This window comes from Aeromonas sp. Marseille-Q7275, assembly GCF_965119515.1.
Map to the genome: position 1 here is coordinate 98,112 of NZ_CBCPLW010000012.1, position 18,713 is coordinate 116,824.

Consider the following 18,713-nt stretch of genomic DNA (forward strand, 5'->3'; position numbering starts at 1 on the left):
TACTCCCGCTCGCCTTCTTGCTCAAGGGGAGGCTCAAGGGGGAGGATAGCCCCGGGGCTGGAGATGCGGCGATGGGTGCTTCACCCGAGTGCGGGATTCAGGGCGGCATTATTAAGGAGAGGCACGCCCTGCTCGCCTGGGCGGCAGAGCGTGCCCGGCACTGTCAGCGGTGCAGCTCGCCCGCGCGCTCCGGCTGATAGACCACCTCCAGGATCTCCACCTGTATGGTGCGCCCGGCCGGGCCCGGCCAGGCGATGCTGTCACCCACCTTCAATCCAAGCAGGGCGCTGCCGACCGGTGCCAGCACGGAGATCTTCGACTCGTCCCCCTGCACGTCCTTCGGGTAGACCAAGGTCAGGCAGAAGTCGTTGCCGCTGTTCTGCATCTTGAAGCGCACCGTGCTGTTCATGGTCACCACGTCCGGCGGCATGTCGGCGGGGTCGCGGATCTCGGCGCGGTTCAGCTCCTCCTGCAGGGCCAGGTGTTGCGGGTGGTTGCCGAGCAGTTGCTCGATGCGATCCAGATCCAGGCTGGAGATGACGAGATGAGGCTGTTGCATTGGGTATTCCTTATCAATGGCTGAAAGGACCAGGATGACGGACAAGCTGGTCGAAAAAGGGTTCGGATTGTGAGAATAGATCGCAAGCGCGATGCCCCCGAGCGACTCGCTGTCAGGGGCGAGGGCGGGGGCTCAACGGGGTGTGAGCAGACTGGAAAAAATCATGAGCGCTTTCATGGGGATACCATAACCATTCTGAATGGCTTTGGCAAATGTCCGGCCCGGGGTCAGGGCGCCTGATAATCGTACTGCTTGAGGATGTGCGCCAGGCTGCCATCCTCGCGCATCCCCTCGATCGCCTTGCGCCAGCGCAGCGCCTCGGCCGCAGGAAACCGCGGGCTGGCGGCCAGATAGAGGGCGCTCTCTTGCAGGGTGTCGCCGCGCACCAGATCCCCCAGGGGCAAGCCGGCCCGCTGCTGGTTGTAGCGTGCGGTGTTCCAGGCCACGGCCCAGCCCTGGATACGGCCCAGCGCCAGCTTGCTGGCATTGTTGACCTCCTCGGTGACCAGCTCCCGGGTTACCCCCTTCAGGGGCTGGATCAGGCTCTGACCATGAGAGCCACGCATCGCCCCCAGGGTCAGGCCGGTCAGCGCCTTGGCCGAGAGGGGGGCCGGGTGGTGCTGACGGTGGCTGACCAGCACGAAGGCCTCCTCCAGCAGGGGGGCAATCCAGAGGAACAGGGGTTCGCGCTGGGGATTTCGGGCCGGTGGCAGCAGCAGAACGTCCGTTCGGTGGCGGGTCTGGCTGAGGGCGCGGGCCAGCGGCATCAGCTCTATCTCCAGAGGCTCCCCGAGGCGGCGGGCCGCCTCCTCCAGCACCTCGATGGCCATGCCGCTCGGGGCCCCCTGCTGGGAGCGAATGACATAGGGAGGAACGTCTGCGGCCAGGACAACCACGGCGTGGGCGCCGGGGCCCGGGAAGAGGAGGGCGCAGCAGAGCAGAAGCAGTAGGGGAAGGCGCATAGGAGACCGGGTCAGGGATGAGTACACAGAGTGTAACATCCCGTTACCCCAAGTCAGCCAACCCATCGAGGGGAGCGGGCCGTCAGTCGAAGAAGTCCCGCAGATCCAGGGTCTGGTAGCCGCCCAGCTGCTGCCAGGGTAGCTGCCCTGGCAGGGGTTTGAGGGTCACCTCCATCCGGTAGCTGCGATAGCCGTCCAGGCTCGCGGACTCCACCACCAGGGGCAACTGCCATTGGCTCGACCAGAGGATGCGGGTGCGCTGCCTGCCCTCGCGTTTTTCGTACCAGCGGGCCTGCTCGGGAGCCGCGTCGTCGAGGGGGGTCATGCCCTGCAGCAAGGCCGGATCCACCAGGTGGCGAAGCTTGTCCCAGTGGGGGATGAAGGCCACCTGGCCATACTCCTCCGGCGGCACCTCCACCAGCTGGTTGTGCCAGGCGTCGGCGTAGCGCAGTTGCAGCTCCCCCTCATCACTGCGGCTGACCCAGCGGGCCGCCATCTGGTGGGTGAAATGCTTGTGGCCCGGGGTGGCATCGTGGCTGGCGTGGTAGGCGCGGGCGAGCGGCAGGGGGATGAGCCGCTGGCTCCACACCTGGTTGCCGACCCGGATCCATTTCTCCTGCCAGTGGTTCTCCCGGGCTATGCCGTCGCTGCTGGTGATCCTGTCCTGATAGCGGATGCGGGCGGCCAGATCGGGCGCCTCGTCGGCCAGCAGGGGGAAGCAGAGGCTGCAGCCAAGGAGCCATAACGGAAGTAACAGTCGCATCATGGGTGATCGCTCGAAAGAAGGGGCCCGGTGTGACACCGGGCCCGCTTTCTTACAGGCCGAGCGCCTCCCTGAGCTTGCCGAACACCAGGGTGTTGTCGAGCGTGCCCTTGAAGCGGCCGCTGCCGGCGCCGCCCGCGAACAGCATCACATCACCGCCGCCGTGGGTCTCCGAGCCCAGCTTGACCCCGGTCTCCTGCAGGTAGTCGTCCCCCATCACCTCGTTGCTGGTGAGGGTGGGGCGCTGGTCCGCGCGGTTCGGGCCGTTGCCGAACACCAGGGTAGTGAAGGGCTTGCCATCCACGTCGTTCTGGGTCGAGCCGTCGCCGTTTTTCACCAGATCCAGCACAGGGTTGCCCTTGGCGGAGTAACCGTTGATGGTCATGGTGTGGTCGTGATCGGCGGTGACCACGATCAGGGTATCGGTCAGGTCCACCTTGCCCAGCGCCGTCTTGACCGCCTCGTCCAGCGCCACCGCATCGGTCAGCGACCGTTTGGCATTGGTGGCGTGCAGGGCGTGGTCGATGCGGCCCCCTTCAACCATCAGGAAGTAACCCTGGCTGTTCTGGCTCAAGAGATCGATCGCCTTGGCGGTCATCTCGGAGAGGGACGGCTGGGTGTTGGCCGCTCCCTTGGCGACACGGTCCAGCTCGTAGTCGAGGTGGGACTTGGCACTGAACAGACCCAGCACCTTGCCGCTCTCTATCCTGGCGAGATCGCTCTGGGTGGTGACGTACTGATAGCCCTGGGCACCGAGCTCGGCGGTGAGATCCCGGCCATCGGCCCGGCCCCCCTTGTTGCTGGCGCTGTAGGGGGTCCAGTGATTGGCGCCGCCCCCCATCAGCACGTCCACCCCGTCCCCGAGCGCGGCGTTGAAGCCGGCACCGCCCGGTACCGCCTGCTCGGCGATGGCGTAGGCCGCATCCCGGTGGCAGATGTGGGAGTAGGTGGCCGCCGGGGTGGCATGGGTCAGCTCGGTGGTGGTGACGGCCCCCACCGACTTGCCCGCCGCCTTGGCCAGCTCGAGTATGGTCGGCACCGGGGTGCCGTTGTCGCCGGTGCAGTTGTTGATGCCCTTGTTGCCGTTGGCATCCTTGGACGGCGCCACGGCCCTGGTGTCGCTGCTCATGGCGATCACCTCGTTGTTCATCTTGACCCCGGTGGTGTAGGCCGCCATGGAGGGGGCCGAGTCCGTGGTCTGGGCGTCGTGGGAGAAGGTCTTGATGCGGGCGCTGCGTGGCAGCTTCATCATCTCGAGATCTCCCTCTTCCCCCACCTTGAAGAGGCGGGTGGCGGTGAGCACTGTGGGGCCCATGCCGTCGCCGATAAAGAGGATGACGTTCTTGGCGTCGGCGGCGTGCGCCTGGGAGAGGCCGCCGAGGGCGGCGAACAGGGCGGTGCAGACCAGGGTCTTGTTCATGGTTTTTCTCACGGGAATGATCCTCACAGCTTGGCCGCAGCCTTGACCTTGCCGAACACGGCGGTGTTATCGAGTGAGCCGTGGAAGCTGTCAGCTCCCTGGCCTATGGCACCGAGGAAGACGTCGGTGCCGCCGTGGGTCTCGTTGCCTATCTCGCCCACCTTGACCACCACCTCCTGGTGATAGTCGTCGGCGGAGACGGTGGCATCGTCGAGCGGCGCCACGCTGCTGCGCGGGCCGTCCACCCGGTTGTAGCCATTGCCAAAGCCGATGATGGTGTAGGGCATGCCATCGCTATCCTTGCTCGGTTCGCCTGTCTCGTAGTTCTTCACCAACCCGAGCACCCCGGGGTTGCCAGCCGTGGTCTTGCCGGTGCGCTTGGCGTAGCCGTTCAGTACCAGCGTATGGTCATGGTCGGCGGTGACCACGATCAGGGTGTTTTTCAGCTCGGGGTCGGTTTTCTTCACCTCGTCCAGGGTGACCTTGATGGCGTCGTCGAAGGCCAGGGTATCCTGCAGGGCGCGCTTGGCGTTGGTGTCGTGCAGGGCGTGATCGATGCGGCCCCCCTCCACCATCAGGAAGTAACCCTTCTCCTTGTCCTTGAGCTGCTTGATGGCGGCCAGGGTCATCTGGGCCAGCGACGGCTCGCTGGCGGGCCTGTCGAGGTCATATTTCATGTGGCTTGAGCCAAACAGCCCCAGCAGCGGCTTGCCCGCCTCGGCCTGGTTCAGCTCGTCCAGGGTGCTGGCAAACTGATAGCCCTTGGCCTGCATCTCGTCGATGAGGTTGCGGCCATCCTCCCGCTTGCCCTTGTCGGCTTTTGGCAGGAAGAAGCTGCTGCCGCCGCCGAGCACCACGTCCAGCCCCTCCTTCAGGGCGCCGTTGTAGCCGGCGCCGCCCGGTACCAGCTGGGCGGCGATGTCGGCTTCCAGATCCCGATTGCAGATGTGGGCATAGGTGGCGGCAGGGGTGGCGTGGGTCACCCGGGTGCTGGTGACCACGCCGGTGCCGCGGCCGTCGGCCTTGGCCAGCTCCAGCAGGGTGGTGACCGGCTTGCCGGCGCTCTTGCTGCAGTCGCTCTCATAGGTGGCGTCGCTGTCCATGCTGATGACGCCGTTGTTGCTCTTGACCCCCGTCATGTAGGCCGCCATGGAGGGGGCCGAGTCGGTGACCTGGGCGTCGTGGGAGAAGGTCTTGATGAAGGCCGTTTCCGGCAGGGTGTCTATGGTGAGGCTGCCCTCTTCCCCCACGCCGTAGATGCGGGCGGCGGTCAGGGTGTTGAGCCCCATGCCGTCGCCGAGGAAGAAGATGACGTTTTTGGCGCTGGGCTCCGGGGTGCTGCTGTCATTGTTGGAGTTGCAGCCGGCGACCAGGGTGGCGCCTATCATCACTGCAAGTCCTGCCATGTTTCTCATTGGGGTTCGCTCCTTGTAAAACCTGAGCGCAGCCTAGAGGGGGCAGATGACACTTTTAGTGAGTCTGGATGACAATACGGTGAAGGCACCGTATAAATGTTATGTTGTATCAATCACTTATTGATTGCTGCCTGCCCTTCTGCCCCAGGCAGTTGCGGTGGCACCGGCGCCGCTGCCGTGCTCGCCTGTGGCCACAATGGCCTGTCAAATCGGGGCCGCAGCAGGTAAAATGCGCCCCCTTGCGATGAGTGCCAGCGGTTTGGCGCATCACCAGGCGCCCGCAGCCCCCAGCGGGAGCCCGCATCCCCAATGAGAGAGTAACGGATATGTCCATCAACTGGTTCCCCGGCCACATGCACAAGGCCCGCAAAGAAATTGCCGAGGTCATGCCCCAGGTCGATGTCATCATCGAGATGCTCGATGCCCGCATCCCCTTCTCCAGCGAGAACCCCCTGGTGCCCGAGCTGCGTGGGGATACCCCTGTCATCAAGGTGCTGAACAAGGCGGATCTGGCCGATCCGGCGATCACCGAGCTGTGGGTGGCGCACATGGAACAAGAGAAGGGGATCAAGGCGTTGCCCCTGACCCAGCAGGAGCCAGAGAAGATCAAGGCGCTGCTGACCCTGTGCCACGAGATGCTGCCGGAGCGCAACTTCGACCTGCGCGGGGTGCGCGCCATGATCATGGGCATCCCCAACGTGGGCAAGTCCACCCTGATCAACACCCTGGCGGGGCGCATCATCGCCCGCACCGGCAACGAGGCGGGGGTGACCAAGTCCCAGCAGCGGATCAAGCTGGACAACAACGTCATCCTGACCGATACCCCGGGTTTCCTCTGGCCCAAGCTCAACCCGCCCTCCTGCGGCTACCGGCTGGCCATCACAGCGGCCATCAAGGACACCGTCTTCGACTACGCCGACATCGCCATGTTCGCCGCCGACTACTTCATCAAGGCCTACCCGGAGCGGATCAAGGCCCGTTACCAGATAGCTGAACTGCCCGAGACCGAGATCGAGCTGCTGGAGCTCATCGCCCGCCAGCGCGCCTTCATGCGCAAGGGGGGCCTGGCGGATCTGCACAAGGCCTCCGAGATCCTGGTCAACGAGTTCCGCTCAGGCATGTTGGGGCGCATCTCCCTGGAGACCCCGGAGATGGTGAGCGCCGAGATCGTGCTGGCGGCCGAGGAGGCGGAGCAGAAGGCCAAGGAGAAGGCGGAGCGGGAAGAGGAGCGCCAGGCGCGGGCCCGTCGCAAGTACGCCAGAAAGCGTCAGAAATAACCGCTATTGTGGCAGGAATAATGAAGAGGCGACCCCGGGGTCGCCTCTTCTGTTATGGCCTTCATGGTCAGGGACGAGGCAAGGAAAAAGTAGCCGAAACGATGGCGCGCCCATAGCGCAAGGGAGCAGCCCCGCTTCGCCTTGATGCCGCCGCTAGCAGAGGGATGAAGATCCCCATCCGGCCCTATCCCTTGCAGTCCAAGTCCCGTTTGGTCAGTGGTTCATCCTGCTGCCGGGCAGGGGTTGCAGGGGTCAGCACCAGGGCACAAGGCCTGTGCGAAGCCAAACCTGGCTGCCGCTCATTCAGTGCCGATTGACAATGGCTTTGGCGGTGGCATGATGCGCTCGCATTTTGACTCTCCCCACGGTTTTATCCATGACCACATACTCCCGGCCAGTGCTGTTATTGCTCTGTGGCCTGCTGCTGTTGACCCTGGCCATCGCAGTGTTGAATACCCTGGTGCCGCTCTGGCTCGCCCATGACCAGCTGCCGACCTGGCAGGTGGGCATGGTCGGCTCCGCCTATTTTTGCGGCAACCTGCTGGGGACCCTGCTGGCGGGGGCGCTGATCAAACGCGCCGGGTTCAACCGCAGCTACTACCTGGCATCCCTGATCTTTGCCGCCGCCTGTGTGGGCTTAGGAGTCACCCTGGGGTTCTGGAGCTGGCTCGCCTGGCGCTTCATCGCCGGCATCGGCTGCGCCATGATCTGGGTGGTGGTGGAGAGTGCGCTGATGTGCAGCGGCAACGCGCGCAACCGGGGGCGCCTGCTCGCCGCCTACATGATGGTCTATTACCTGGGGACTGTGCTCGGGCAACTGCTGGTCAGTACGCTGCCGACCGCGCTGATGGATGTGTTGCCCTGGGTGACCGGCCTGGTACTGGCCGCTCTCCTGCCGCTGCTGTTCACCCGCATTGTCAGCGAGCAGGGGGAGCCGCAGGGGGCAACCCGGGTGTGGCCCATGCTGCGCCTGCGTCAGGCGCGCCTCGGGGTCAATGGCTGCATCATCTCCGGCATCGTATTGGGGTCGCTCTATGGCCTGATGCCGCTCTACCTGAACCACCAGGGGGTGAGTGATGCCGGTATCGGCTACTGGATGGCGGTGATGGTGAGCGCCGGCATCCTGGGGCAGTGGCCCGCCGGCCGTCTGGCAGACAGGTTCGGTCGCTTGCCGGTACTGCGGCTGCAGGTGCTGGTGGTCATCCTGGGCGCCTTGGCGATGCTCGGCAACCTGGCGATGGGGCCGGCGCTCTTCATCCTGGGCGCCGCCGGTTTTACCCTCTATCCGGTGGCCATGGCCTGGGCCTGCGAGAGGGTCGAGCAGCATCAGCTGGTGGCGATGAATCAGGCGCTGCTGCTGAGCTACACCATCGGCAGCCTGCTGGGCCCGGCCTATACCGCGCTCTTGATGCAGCACTACTCGGATAAGCTGCTGTTTATCATGATCGCCAGCGTCTCCTTCATCTATCTGCTGATGCTGCTGCGCCCCATGGGTGAGCATCCGACGCCGGTGGCCCATGCCTGATGGCGAGTGTCTGATGGAAAGAGGCGCCGCGAGCCAGGCATGATGCCCTGTGCTGTCTCTGGTGACAGGGGCAGCAAAAGGCAGCCGTGCCCGATACAACAAGGCGGCCCCGGGGCCGCCTTGTTGTTATCAGGGGCTGGGAGGGGGAAAGGGGCGCTAGCCATGGCGCTTTTTCGCCTCTTCAAACAGGGAGAGGTGGAGCGGGATCAGCTGCCGCCAGTCGCGCCGATAACCGCCTCCCGGTACGGCGGCGATGGGCAGGCCGTGGCTTATCGCACAGTCAAACACCATGGCGTCCCGCTGGCGCACCCCGGCGTCGCTCAGGGAGAGATAGCCGAGCTCGTCGGCCTGGTGCACGTCGACCCCGGCCTGATAGAGGATGAGATCGGGACGGTAGAGGCGCAGCGCCAGAGAGAGCGCCTGGCTCAGGGTCTCGAGGTAGGCATCGTCCTTCATGCCGCTTGGCAGGGCGAAGTCCAGATGGGAGGCGGGCTTGTGGTGGGGGAAGTTGTGCTCCCCATGCAGGGAGAGGGTGATGATCTCCCGGCTCCCCGTGCACAGGGCGGCGCTGCCATCCCCTTGGTGGACATCGAGATCCACGATGAGCACCTGTTCGCAGCGCCCCTCGTCGAGGCAGGCCCGGGCCGCGATCACCAGATCGTTGAACAGGCAGAAGCCGCTGCCAAAGTCCCTGTGGGCGTGATGATAGCCGCCGGAGACCTGCAGGCCGCAGCCCTGCTCGAGGGCGTGGCGGCTGGCGGCTATGGTGGCCCCGACCGAGCGCAGGGTGCGCTCCATCAGCATGGGTGACCAGGGAAAGCCGAGCCGGCGGATGGCGCCGTCATCCAGGGTGCCGGCAAGGGCCGCGTCCACATAGCCGGCGTCGTGCACTCTTTTGATCTGCTCAGGCGTGGCGGGCGCGGCCTCTGCCAGCGGATAGCCCAGTGCTGCCAGGTGCTGGTAGAGCGCCTGATACTTGGCCAGGGGAAAGCGGTGCCGCTCGGGCAGTGTCAGGGAGGAGTAATAGGGGTGGTAGAAGATGCGCAGGGACATGGCAATAAGCCTGAACTGATATGAAAAAGGGGAGCCAGGCTCCCCTCTATGCATAAAGAGACGCGCTGCGCCCTTATTGCTGCTGGATCACCCAGATCTGGAAGGCTTTGCGGGTTTCCGCATCGGCCTTGTTGTACCAGTTTTGCAGCTGGGTCAGGGCTTCCGGATTGCTCTGGGCCTTGCTCGGCGCCACTTCCACCGGTGCGCTGGCGGCGGCCATCACGGCAGCTGTGGAGACGGCAACGGTCGCTGGCTGGTTGAAGGCCTTGCCCATCTTGAGCAGCTCCTGCTGGTAGTCGCGGGTCAGCTGGAAGCCACCCACTTTCGGCATGACGAACTGCTCGCTGGCCAGGGCCTGACCGCTGACCTTGTCCTTGAGCACGACTTTCTGCTCTTTCACGAACGCCTTGGCTTCGTCTTCGTTACGGGGCTTCTTGAAATCCAGCACCAGTTTCTGGTTGTCACCGGCGGTGAAGTTGATCACCAGGGGCTCGGCGGTCACCAGCTTGATGTCGTTGCGGTTGGAGTAGTTGCCTTCGAAGGCCACCACCAGCTGGTGCTTGCCTGCACTGATGGGGAAGCTGCTGGTCTTCTCCAGCAGCTTGGGATTGATGGACTCGCCATCGATCAGCTGCACCACATAGGGATTGTGTATTTCCAGTTGGCTATCAGCCAGGGCGCTACCTGCCCACAACAGACCAGCCAGAGCCGGCACCAGAACAGTCAGTTTCATTTCATCTCCTTGAACAGTCAGGCGATTGCCCACTGAAAAATAGGGGCTCATTTTTACAGGTTTGCCCCACAGCAGCAATAGCCGTTTATGGCGCCGCCCGGCGGGAAGTTTGCTGACTCATCTGTCAAATAAACCCGGCATGCCTCACTCGATACGCCGGGTGAAGGGGGGGAGCGCGTCCAGCAACCCCTTGCCGTAGCGCTTGGTAAGAAGGCGTCGATCGAGAATGGTTACCCGGCCCCGATCGGCCTCCTTGCGGATCAGGCGACCACAGGCCTGGATGAGCTTGCGGGACGCCTCCGGCACCGTCAGTTGCAGGAAGGGGTTGCCGCCGCGTTTTTCGACCCACTCGGCGGTCGCCTCCTCCACCGGGGAGTTCGGCACCGCGAAGGGGAGCTTGGTGATCACCAGGTTGGTGAGGTAGTGACCGGGGAGATCCAGCCCTTCCGAGAAGCTGCCGGTGCCAAACAGGATGCTGGCCTGGCCGCCGTCGCACTTCTGTTTGTGCAAGGTCAGCAGGGCGTTGCGGGACGCTTCCCCCTGCACCAGCAGGGAGAGCCCCTTGGCCCGCAGGCCCACCGCCACCTCGTTCATCTGGCGGTAGGAGGAGAAGAGTACCAGGCTCGCCTCCTTGCCCGCCAGCAGCCGGGGCAGGGTATCGACCAGCTCCTGGGTAAAGCCGGGTGCGCTCGGTTCATGGGCCATCTTGGGCAGATAGAGCTCGGCCTTGTGGTATTCGAAAGGAGAGCGCAGCCGCAGGTAGCGGGTGCCGTCGTGCTCCTTGAGTCCCACCTGGTGGCGGAAATAGCTGAAGGAGGAGAGGGCGGTGAGGGTGGCCGAGACCAGCACGGCGCCCAGACAGCGGGACCAGAGCCACTCTTCCAGCAGATAACCCACCTCTATGGGGGAGGCGTGCAGCCAGATGTCCCCGTCCTCGCTCCTGGCCATCCAGCGGGCCAGCGGTGTCTTGCCAGTGGGCACGTGACGGCTCAGCATCTCCCACAGGGCGCAGAAACTCTCCAGCCGCTGCAGGTGAAAACCGCTCTCCGCCAGCAGGGGTTCGGCCTCCTTGCGACGGATTTCGCCGTCCTTGAGTGCCTCGCCGATGGCGCCCTGCATCCTGTCCAGCGCCCGCAGCGCCTTCTTGCTCGCCTCCTTCAGGTTCTCCGCCAGCATGGGCAGGGGATCGGGCAGGACCCCTTCGGCAAATCTGTGGTGCTGCTCGGAGCCAAACAGGTGATCGTTGCCGGCGAGCCACTGCTCCAGCGCCTTGAGATCCGGCTGCAGGGAGGCCAGGGCATCCTGCAGCTTGAGCTGGGGGTCGAGCAAGCTCTCCTTGTTCAGCGCCCTGGCCAGCTTGCCTGCGCTCTGCACCAGCTTTTCCAGCCAGCGGCGGGACCCCTTGATGCTGGCCGAGGCGGCGCCGTGATCCCGGGCTATGGTCGGCAGGTGGTGAGCCTCATCCAGCACATAGATACACTCGTCCGGTGGCGGCAGTATGATGCCGCCGCCCATGGTGAGATCGGAGAGCAGCAGGGCATGGTTGACCACCAGCACATCGGCGGCGTCCATGTCATTCCTGGCACGGTGGAAGGGGCAGTGCTGATGGTGGCTGAGCGCCTTGTTGCAGCTGTGGCGATCGGCGGCGATGCGATCCCAGCAGAGATCCGGGATGGGCTTGAGCCAGTTGTCCCTGTCCCCGTCCCACTTCCCCTCGGTATAGGCCTGCCACAGCGCCTGATAGCGCTCCTTGTCAGAATCTGACGGCTTGTGCTTGCTCAAGCTGCCGAAATCGAGTTCGAAATTGGCCATGTCGGCGCCGCTTGCCGCTTGTTCAAGCAGATGCTCGCAGCAGTAACGCTGGCGCCCCTTGACCAGCATGAAGCGAAACGGCAGCTCGCTGTGGCGATGGTAGAACGGCAGATCCTTGTGGATCAGCTGCTCCTGCAGGGCGACGGTGGCGGTGGAGATCACCAGCTTCTTCTGGGTGAGCCGCGCTACCGGGATGGCGCCCTGGGCATAGGAGAGGGATTTGCCGATGCCGGTGCCCGCTTCGGCCACCAGGATGCGACGACTCTTTTCATACTCTCCGGTGAGTGTCTTGGCGATTTCGGCCACCAGAAAATTCTGCTCCTTGCGCGGCACAAAACCGGGTAAACCATCGGCAATCTGTCGATAGGTATTGCGAATGGTGGCTTTGAGGCGAGTCGATAGCATGAATGGGGCGTGACCGTGTCTGGGATGAATGGCCACAGGATACCCGCAACAGGCGGCCGGGGTCGAGGCAAGGCGAGGCAGGGGTTGCGGGCCGGGATCCGCACTTATGTCATGGGGTGGATTGTGTGTGCAATAAACCACCAAAAAAGGGCTGTTCAGGCAGCAAGTATCGCTGTAAACGTTTTCCCTTAGAGGGCAAACAATATGGGATTCAGCTCACAATTTTTTCCCTATGACTATGGTTTTCTCAAAAAGTTCCAAGTTTTTTCGTTGCGGATCCTAAAACCCGGTGATAGTCTCGGCGGCATAGTGATGCAAAGAACATCGCTAACACAGGGAATAACAAGGACTTAGTGTTTAATTACAGTAGGCATTGGAAACAACTATGAAAAAGACAATTCTGGCTATTGCTATCCCGGCTCTGTTCGCATCTGCCGCTAACGCCGCAGTCGTTTATGACAAAGACGGTACCTCTTTTGATATCTACGGCCGTGTTCAGGCTAACTACTACGCTGACAGCCAAGACGCCAGCCCCATCACTGCCAGCAACGCTGGTGATGCCGAGCTGATCGGTTCCTCCCGTCTGGGCTGGTCCGGTAAAGTTGCGCTGAACAACACCTGGTCCGGTATTGCCAAGACCGAGTGGCAGGTTTCCGCCGAAAACTCCGACAACAAGTTCAACTCCCGTCACATCTGGGTTGGCTTCGATGGTACCCAGTACGGCAAGATCATCTTCGGCCAGACCGACACCGCGTTCTACGACGTGCTGGAGCCGACCGATATCTTCAACGAGTGGGGTGATTACGGTAACTTCTACGATGGTCGTCAAGAAGGCCAGATCATCTACTCCAACACCTACGGTGGTTTCAAGGGCAAAGTGTCCTACCAGACCAACGACGACGAAGCCGTCAAGGTTTCTGACATGGGTGGCCAAACCGTCACTACCGTATTCCCGGACCTGAAGCGTAACTACGGCTACGCAGCTGCCATCGGTTATGACTTCGACTTCGGTCTGGGCCTGAACGGTGGTTATGCTTACTCCGACTTGGAAAGCACCACCAGCACCAACACTGGTGACAAGTCCGAGTGGGCCCTGGGCGCACACTACGCCATCAACGGCTTCTACTTCGCCGGTGTCTACACCGAAGGCGACCTGAAGAACGACACCACCGGTTACAAGGGTGAAGGTCGTGGCTACGAGCTGGCTGCTTCCTACAACGTTGATGCCTGGACCTTCCTGGCTGGCTACAACTTCAAGGAAGGCAAGGACAACTCTGCCGGTTCTTCCTACGAAGACATGGTTGACGAAACCCTGCTGGGCGTACAGTACAACTTCACTTCCAAGCTGAAGGCGTACACCGAGTACAAGATCCAGGGTATCGATGACATGGACGACGAGTTCACTGTTGCCCTGCAATACAACTTCTAATCCAGTCTTAATACGGATTTAGTTGATAAACGGCCAAGCTTGCTTGGCCGTTTTGTTTTATCTGTCTTTCACCTTCCTCATACCCCGCCGTTTGGCCCTGCGCCAGGTCACGTTGTCTCTTTTCCGCCCTTGGCTCCTTGGTCGTAAATCGCTAGATTATTCAATTCGTTGAAAGATGGTCTGCCGACAGGGAAGGATGCGTGTGATCGATTTCAGTCACCCCGAGTGGCGAGCGCTGGCTCAGCAGTTGCTGGACGAGGCGCCCCAGGTTATCCGCGGTCGCCAATGGCAGCCCCTCATCGGCATGCTCAGGGACAATCAGTTGCTGCTCCCCCTTGGCAATCACCGCTATGAGCTGACCCCGGCCGGACGGCGCTATCTCACCCGTGAGCTGATGCTGGCCGAGCTGGCCTGTGCCCCCCCCGAGCCCGAGGAGTGGCTCCATGCCCAGGGCTGGCAACTGGGGGAGCGGGTCAACGAGCGGGTGCTGGCGGCGCTCTATCGCAAGGGGGAGGCGAGCTTCAGTCCGGTTGAGCAGATCAACTTCGAAGACAAGGGGATACGGCTGTGCAGCGATCTGCCGCTGCGGCTGCGGGCCGCCCGCCCGTTCAGCCTGTTCTTCAGCGGTGGCACCCTGCTCGATGCGGCCCCCTGGTTGCGCACCCTGGGAGAGGTGGCACTACCCGCCCGCACCCTGGCGGGTCTTGGCAAGATCCTGTGGGGGGAGGGGGAGATCCAGCGAGTGATCAGCACAGATTCCGTTGGCGTCTTCGCCGAGCTGAGTCTCCCGGAGGATGCCTTGCTGGTCTGGCTGCCCGCCCAGGATCCCGGTGCCCTGCAACCCCTGATTGCCGCCTTGCCTCCCCAGACCCTCTGGAGTCACCTCACAGCACTGGACCCGGCCGGTGTCGACAGGGTCCTGGTATTGGCCCAGCGGCTGGGGCGCCCGGCCAGCTGGTGGCTGCCCCGGGAGCTGACCCCCATCAAGGAGGCCTATGCCGCCCCTCTGCAAGACGCTCGTCCCTGGGAGCCGAGTCGGATCCCCCGTCCATTGCGGGCTTTGTGCAGCGATCTGGTGGAGTCCAACCGTGGCCTGTCGGCCGAAGTATGTGCCCTGGCATCGGGCTGGCATGCCATCGGCTGACGAGGCCGTCATCCCCCTTGAGAAAGCGGTTTTCCCCTATGGAAGGCAGTGGTATAAAGAGTTGACGGAGCGCTCGCCAAAGGGGCGCTTTTGTTTGCCAACCTACTTTGCCAGCCAACGAACTCAACGGAATACAGGGAATACCATGTTTGAAAAGGTTGTTGCCGCCCCAGCGGATCCGATCCTGGGCCTGACCGAAGCCTTCCGTGCCGACTCTCGCAGCCACAAGATCAATCTGGGGGTCGGGATCTACAAGGATGAGACCGGTGCCACTCCTATCCTTCATTGCGTCAAGAAAGCCGAGCAGAAGCTGCTCACCGACGAGAAGACCAAGAACTACCTCGGTATTGAAGGCAATATCGAATATGGCCGCATAGTGCAGCAACTGCTGTTCGGGCAGGACTCTGCCCTGGTCGCCAGCGGCCGCGCCAAGACAGCCCAGGCGCCGGGTGGTACAGGGGCCCTGCGCATTGCCGCCGAGTTCGTGGTGCGCAACGGTCTGGCCAAGACCATCTGGATCTCCGATCCCACCTGGGCCAACCACGTCAGTGTGTTCCAGGCCGCCGGCCTCACCGTCAAGTGGTACAAGTACTACGATGCGGCGACCAAGGGTCTCGACTTTGCCGCCATGCAGGCCTCGCTCTGCGAAGCCCAGGCCGGTGATCTGGTGCTGCTGCACGGCTGCTGCCACAACCCGACCGGCATTGACCCCACCGCGGATCAGTGGCGCGCCCTGGCCAAACAGAGCGCCGCCGCCGGCTGGCTGCCGCTGTTTGACTTCGCCTACCAGGGCTTTGCCCGCGGTATCGAAGAGGATGCCGAGGGGCTGCGCATCTTCGCCGAGTGCCACGACGAGCTGCTGGTGGCGAGCTCCTTCTCCAAGAACTTCGGCCTCTACAACGAGCGGGTCGGTGCCTTCACCCTGGTGAGCGCGACCAAGGTGATTGCCGACGTGGCCTTCACCCAGGTCAAGACCGTCATCCGTGCCAACTACTCCAACCCGCCGTCACACGGCGCCGCCGTGGTGACCACCATCGTCAGCGATCCGGCCCTCTATGCAGAGTGGGTGGAAGAGGTGGCGGCCATGCGGGTGCGCATTCGCGAGATGCGTGAGCTGCTGGTGGAGAAACTCGGCGCCCTCGGCGTGAGCCAGGACTTCAGCTTCATCCGCGAGCAGAACGGCATGTTCTCCTTCTCCGGCCTCTCCAAGGATCAGGTGGAGCGCCTCAAGAGCGAGTTTGCCATCTACATCGTCGGTTCCGGCCGGATCAGCGTGGCCGGGATCACCCGCGCCAACATAGATCCCCTGTGCGACGCCATCGCCAAGGTGCTGTAACTGAGGCGAAGAGGTTCTATGCGGGAATCACCCGCGTCAATATAGATCCCCTGTGCGACGCCATCGCCAAGGTGCTGTAACTGAGGCGAAGAGGTTCTATGCGGGAATCACCCGCGTCAATATAGATCCCCTGTGCGATGCCATCACCAAGGTGCTGTAAACACAACCATCGGCATCCGCTCAGTAAAAAGCCCGCCAGGTGTTCCCTGGTGGGCTTTTTCATGCCTGTTTTCCGGTATCAGCGGCGCCGTTTGCTGCCCCCCAGCAGAGAGCCCAGCACCCCCCGTACCAGCTGGCGACCCACCTCGTTGCCCAGGGTGCGGGCCACGCTCTTGGCGGCGGTCTGCACCACGCCGTCATGCTGGCCACCGCGCGGGCCTGTGCGCCCGAACAGGATGCCGTTGAGGGCGTCGAGCAATCCGCCGCCCTGCTCCGAGGGGGATGGAGGGGCATCATCTGAGACGGCCGGTGCCCCGCCATTGAGCCGCTCGAAGGCGGATTCGCGATCCTCGCGGGTCTCGTATCTGTCGTGAAGCACTGACCCCTGGATCAGGGCCTGCCGCTCGGCGTCGTTCAGGGGGCCTATACGACTGGCGGGCGGGGCGATGAAGGCGCGCTCCACCACGCAGGGGCGTCCCTTCTCATCGAGCAGGGAGACCAGGGCCTCGCCCACCCCGAGCTCGGTGATGACGCCGGCCGCGTCGAAGGCCGGGTTGGCGCGCAGGGTGTTGGCGGCGATGCGCACCGCCTTCTGATCGCTCGGGGTAAAGGCGCGCAGGGCGTGCTGCACCCGGTTGCCGAGCTGCCCCAGCACGCTGTCGGGAATGTCGGCCGGGCTCTGGGTCACGAAGTAGACGCCGACTCCCTTGGAGCGGATGAGGCGCACCACCAGCTCTATCTTCTCCAGCAGCGCCTTGGGGGCGTCGTTGAACAAGAGATGTGCCTCGTCGAAGAAGAAGACCAGCACGGGTTTATCGGGATCCCCCACCTCCGGCAGTTGCTCGAACAGCTCGGAGAGCAGCCAGAGCAGGAAGCAGGCATAGAGGCGGCTGGACTGGGTGAGCTTGCCGGCCGCCAGCACATTGATGTGGCCGTGGCCGGCCCCGTCGGTCTGCAGCAGATCCTGAATGTCCAGCATGGGCTCGCCGAAGAAGTGGTCCCCTCCCGCGCTCTCCAGGGTGAGCAGGTTGCGCAGTATGGCGCCGATGGAGGCGGTGGACACATTGCCATAACGGGTGGTGAGGGTCTTGGCGTTGTCTCCGGCAAACTGCACCATGGCGCGCAAGTCTTTCAGATCGAGCAGCAACAGCCCCTCGTCGTCCGCCACCTTGAACACCAGCTCCAGCACCCCGCTCTGGGTGTCGTTGAGGCCGAGCAGACGGGCCAGCAGCAGGGGGCCCATGTCGGAGACGGTGGCCCGCACCGGGTGCCCCTGCTCCGCAAACAGGTCCCAGAACAGGGTCGGGCTGGGGGCGAAGGCGGGGGCCGGGATGCCGAGCTGGGCCAGCCGGGCATCCAGCTTGGTCGACGGGGTGCCGGCGGCGCCAAGGCCGCTGAGGTCCCCCTTCACATCCGCCAGAAAGACCGGCACCCCGAGGCGGGAGAACCCCTCTGCCAGCACCTGCAGGGTGACTGTCTTGCCGGTCCCGGTGGCGCCTGTGATGAGGCCGTGGCGGTTGGCCAGGGCGGGCAGCAGGGAGATGGGTTGGCCATTGGCATAGGCCAGCGTCAGGGGTTGGGCCATGGTGAACTCCTTGTCTTTGCAGGTAGCGGCAAGCTGAGGGCTACAAGGAGTGTGGTGGCAGAGCCAAACGATGGCAAGGCGGCGCGAATTGCGCCCTGTGGCGAAGCCGAAGGGCGGGGAGGGGGCTCAGCGGGCGCGAGTCAGCCTGCCCAGCTGCAGCAGCATGAGGGTGAGCAGGGCCCCGGTGGCGGCGGTCAGCAGCGCCAGCAGCAGGCTGCCGAGCAGGAAGGGGGGCACCAGGGTCGCCGCCTCGTGCTCCAGCCAGTGTAATGACGAGGTGAGGTGGAAGGGCTCCGGCGTCTGGTGCAGCACCAGGCAGCCGGTGCGGTAGGCATAGAGGTACATGAAGGGCAGCGTCAGCGGGTTGTTGAACCAGACCGCCAGCAGGGCGAGCGGCAGGTTGAGGCTGAATGCCAGCGCCAGCGCGACGGCGACGAGGGAGTGCATGGGGATGGGGATCCAGCTGGCGAAGAGGCCGGCCGCCACGGCGCCGCTGAGTGCCCGGGTGCCCCTCTGCCAGAGGGCGGGGGTCAGCAGGCGCTCACCAAAGAGGGCGAACCACTTCTGCTGGCGCAGGGTGTCCGGGTCTATCTTGAAACGGGCCAGCCAGCGGCTCAGCATGCCCGCGCCTCCTTGCGCTTCTGCCACTGACGCACCGTGTTGATGCGCCAGAAGGTGCGGATGAAGGTGTAACCCATCAGTGAACTCAAGAGTGCGAGCACCAGGGAGCCCAGCAGCAGCGGCGGGGCCAGGGTCTCAAATACCGAGACCAGCCATGCCCAGGTGAACTGGATCTCGATGTGCTGGGCGGGGTGCCCCAGCAGCTGGCAGCCCACCAGGTAGGCGCCATAGAACAGCGGCGGCATGGTGAAGGGGTTGGAGAGCCAGACCAGGGCGACCGAGAGGGGCAGATTGACCCGAAAGAGGATGGCGCCACCGGCCGCCAGCAGCATCTGGCAGGGGAGGGGGATCCAGGCCATGAAGAGGCCGACCGCGAAGGCGCCGGCGGCGGAGCGGCGGTTGAGGTGCCAGAGGTTGGCATCGAGCAGCAGCTTGCCGAACAGCCGCAAGTGCTTGTGTTCCTTGAGCTTGTCCTGATCGGGAAGCCAGCGTTTTATGAGTCGTTTGGGCATGTT

Annotated in this window: 16 protein-coding genes; 5 read left to right on the forward strand and 11 right to left on the reverse strand. The window is 63.6% G+C overall.

All coding sequences use genetic code 11. The annotated features are described in order from the left end of the window. Positions 1-163: 163 nt before the first annotated feature. The 5 genes from rnk to ACWPWQ_RS12965 form a co-directional block, all read right to left on the reverse strand. Positions 164-559, reverse strand: coding sequence for a nucleoside diphosphate kinase regulator (gene rnk / locus ACWPWQ_RS12945; RefSeq protein ID WP_247626555.1), 396 nt, complete (start codon positions 557-559; stop codon positions 164-166). A gap of 227 nt (positions 560-786) precedes the next feature. Continuing rightward, positions 787-1,521: a substrate-binding periplasmic protein gene (locus ACWPWQ_RS12950; protein ID WP_454009951.1), complete on the reverse strand. Its 735-nt coding sequence runs from the start codon at positions 1,519-1,521 to the stop codon at positions 787-789. A gap of 82 nt (positions 1,522-1,603) precedes the next feature. Beyond that, on the reverse strand, positions 1,604-2,287 hold the full coding sequence (locus ACWPWQ_RS12955; RefSeq protein WP_454009952.1) for a hypothetical protein: 684 nt from the start codon (positions 2,285-2,287) through the stop codon (positions 1,604-1,606). A 49-nt stretch (positions 2,288-2,336) separates the two neighbouring features. Next, positions 2,337-3,704, reverse strand: coding sequence for an alkaline phosphatase (locus tag ACWPWQ_RS12960; protein ID WP_454009953.1), 1,368 nt, complete (start codon positions 3,702-3,704; stop codon positions 2,337-2,339). Between the two features lie 23 nt (positions 3,705-3,727). After that, positions 3,728-5,119: an alkaline phosphatase gene (locus tag ACWPWQ_RS12965; RefSeq protein WP_454009954.1), complete on the reverse strand. Its 1,392-nt coding sequence runs from the start codon at positions 5,117-5,119 to the stop codon at positions 3,728-3,730. A 326-nt stretch (positions 5,120-5,445) separates the two neighbouring features. Between ACWPWQ_RS12965 and ylqF the strand changes: the two genes are divergently transcribed. Further along, the gene (gene ylqF / locus ACWPWQ_RS12970; protein ID WP_454009955.1) at positions 5,446-6,396 is read left to right on the forward strand and encodes a ribosome biogenesis GTPase YlqF; all 951 of its coding nucleotides are present in this window, start codon (positions 5,446-5,448) and stop codon (positions 6,394-6,396) included. Positions 6,397-6,772: 376 nt separating this feature from the next. Further along, a complete protein-coding gene (locus tag ACWPWQ_RS12975; protein ID WP_454009956.1) occupies positions 6,773-7,921 on the forward strand; it encodes an MFS transporter in 1,149 nt (382 codons plus the stop codon). A 156-nt stretch (positions 7,922-8,077) separates the two neighbouring features. On the opposite strand, the gene ACWPWQ_RS12980 is transcribed toward ACWPWQ_RS12975, so the two are convergent. The 3 genes from ACWPWQ_RS12980 to dinG all read right to left on the reverse strand — a co-directional run bounded on the left by ACWPWQ_RS12980 (position 8,078) and on the right by dinG (position 11,924). After that, on the reverse strand, positions 8,078-8,974 hold the full coding sequence (locus tag ACWPWQ_RS12980) for a histone deacetylase family protein (protein WP_454009957.1): 897 nt from the start codon (positions 8,972-8,974) through the stop codon (positions 8,078-8,080). Positions 8,975-9,047: 73 nt separating this feature from the next. Further along, positions 9,048-9,707: a YccT family protein gene (locus ACWPWQ_RS12985; protein ID WP_454009958.1), complete on the reverse strand. Its 660-nt coding sequence runs from the start codon at positions 9,705-9,707 to the stop codon at positions 9,048-9,050. Positions 9,708-9,851: 144 nt separating this feature from the next. Further along, positions 9,852-11,924 (reverse strand): ATP-dependent DNA helicase DinG, encoded by a 2,073-nt coding sequence (dinG, locus tag ACWPWQ_RS12990; protein ID WP_454009959.1) that lies wholly within the window; start codon positions 11,922-11,924, stop codon positions 9,852-9,854. A gap of 385 nt (positions 11,925-12,309) precedes the next feature. Here dinG and ACWPWQ_RS12995 point away from each other — a divergent pair, with 385 nt between their 5' ends. The 3 genes from ACWPWQ_RS12995 to ACWPWQ_RS13005 all read left to right on the forward strand — a co-directional run bounded on the left by ACWPWQ_RS12995 (position 12,310) and on the right by ACWPWQ_RS13005 (position 15,833). Beyond that, the gene (locus tag ACWPWQ_RS12995) at positions 12,310-13,353 is read left to right on the forward strand and encodes a porin (protein ID WP_202046094.1); all 1,044 of its coding nucleotides are present in this window, start codon (positions 12,310-12,312) and stop codon (positions 13,351-13,353) included. 202 nt (positions 13,354-13,555) lie between these two features. Next, on the forward strand, positions 13,556-14,497 hold the full coding sequence (locus ACWPWQ_RS13000) for a hypothetical protein (protein WP_454009960.1): 942 nt from the start codon (positions 13,556-13,558) through the stop codon (positions 14,495-14,497). Between the two features lie 145 nt (positions 14,498-14,642). Continuing rightward, entirely contained in the window at positions 14,643-15,833 is a 1,191-nt protein-coding gene (locus tag ACWPWQ_RS13005) for an amino acid aminotransferase (protein WP_454009961.1), read from the forward strand. A gap of 238 nt (positions 15,834-16,071) precedes the next feature. Here ACWPWQ_RS13005 and ACWPWQ_RS13010 read toward each other — a convergent pair whose 3' ends face one another. The 3 genes from ACWPWQ_RS13010 to ACWPWQ_RS13020 form a co-directional block, all read right to left on the reverse strand. Continuing rightward, positions 16,072-17,577, reverse strand: coding sequence for a helicase HerA-like domain-containing protein (locus ACWPWQ_RS13010; protein WP_454009962.1), 1,506 nt, complete (start codon positions 17,575-17,577; stop codon positions 16,072-16,074). 126 nt (positions 17,578-17,703) lie between these two features. Then, positions 17,704-18,198 carry a DUF2062 domain-containing protein gene (locus ACWPWQ_RS13015; protein ID WP_454009963.1) on the reverse strand — a complete coding sequence of 165 codons (495 nt, stop codon included), beginning with the start codon at positions 18,196-18,198 and terminating at the stop codon, positions 17,704-17,706. Then, positions 18,192-18,710 (reverse strand): DUF2062 domain-containing protein, encoded by a 519-nt coding sequence (locus ACWPWQ_RS13020; protein WP_139436941.1) that lies wholly within the window; start codon positions 18,708-18,710, stop codon positions 18,192-18,194. Before ACWPWQ_RS13020 ends, ACWPWQ_RS13015 begins: the two co-directional genes overlap by 7 nt. Positions 18,711-18,713: the final 3 nt, after the last annotated feature.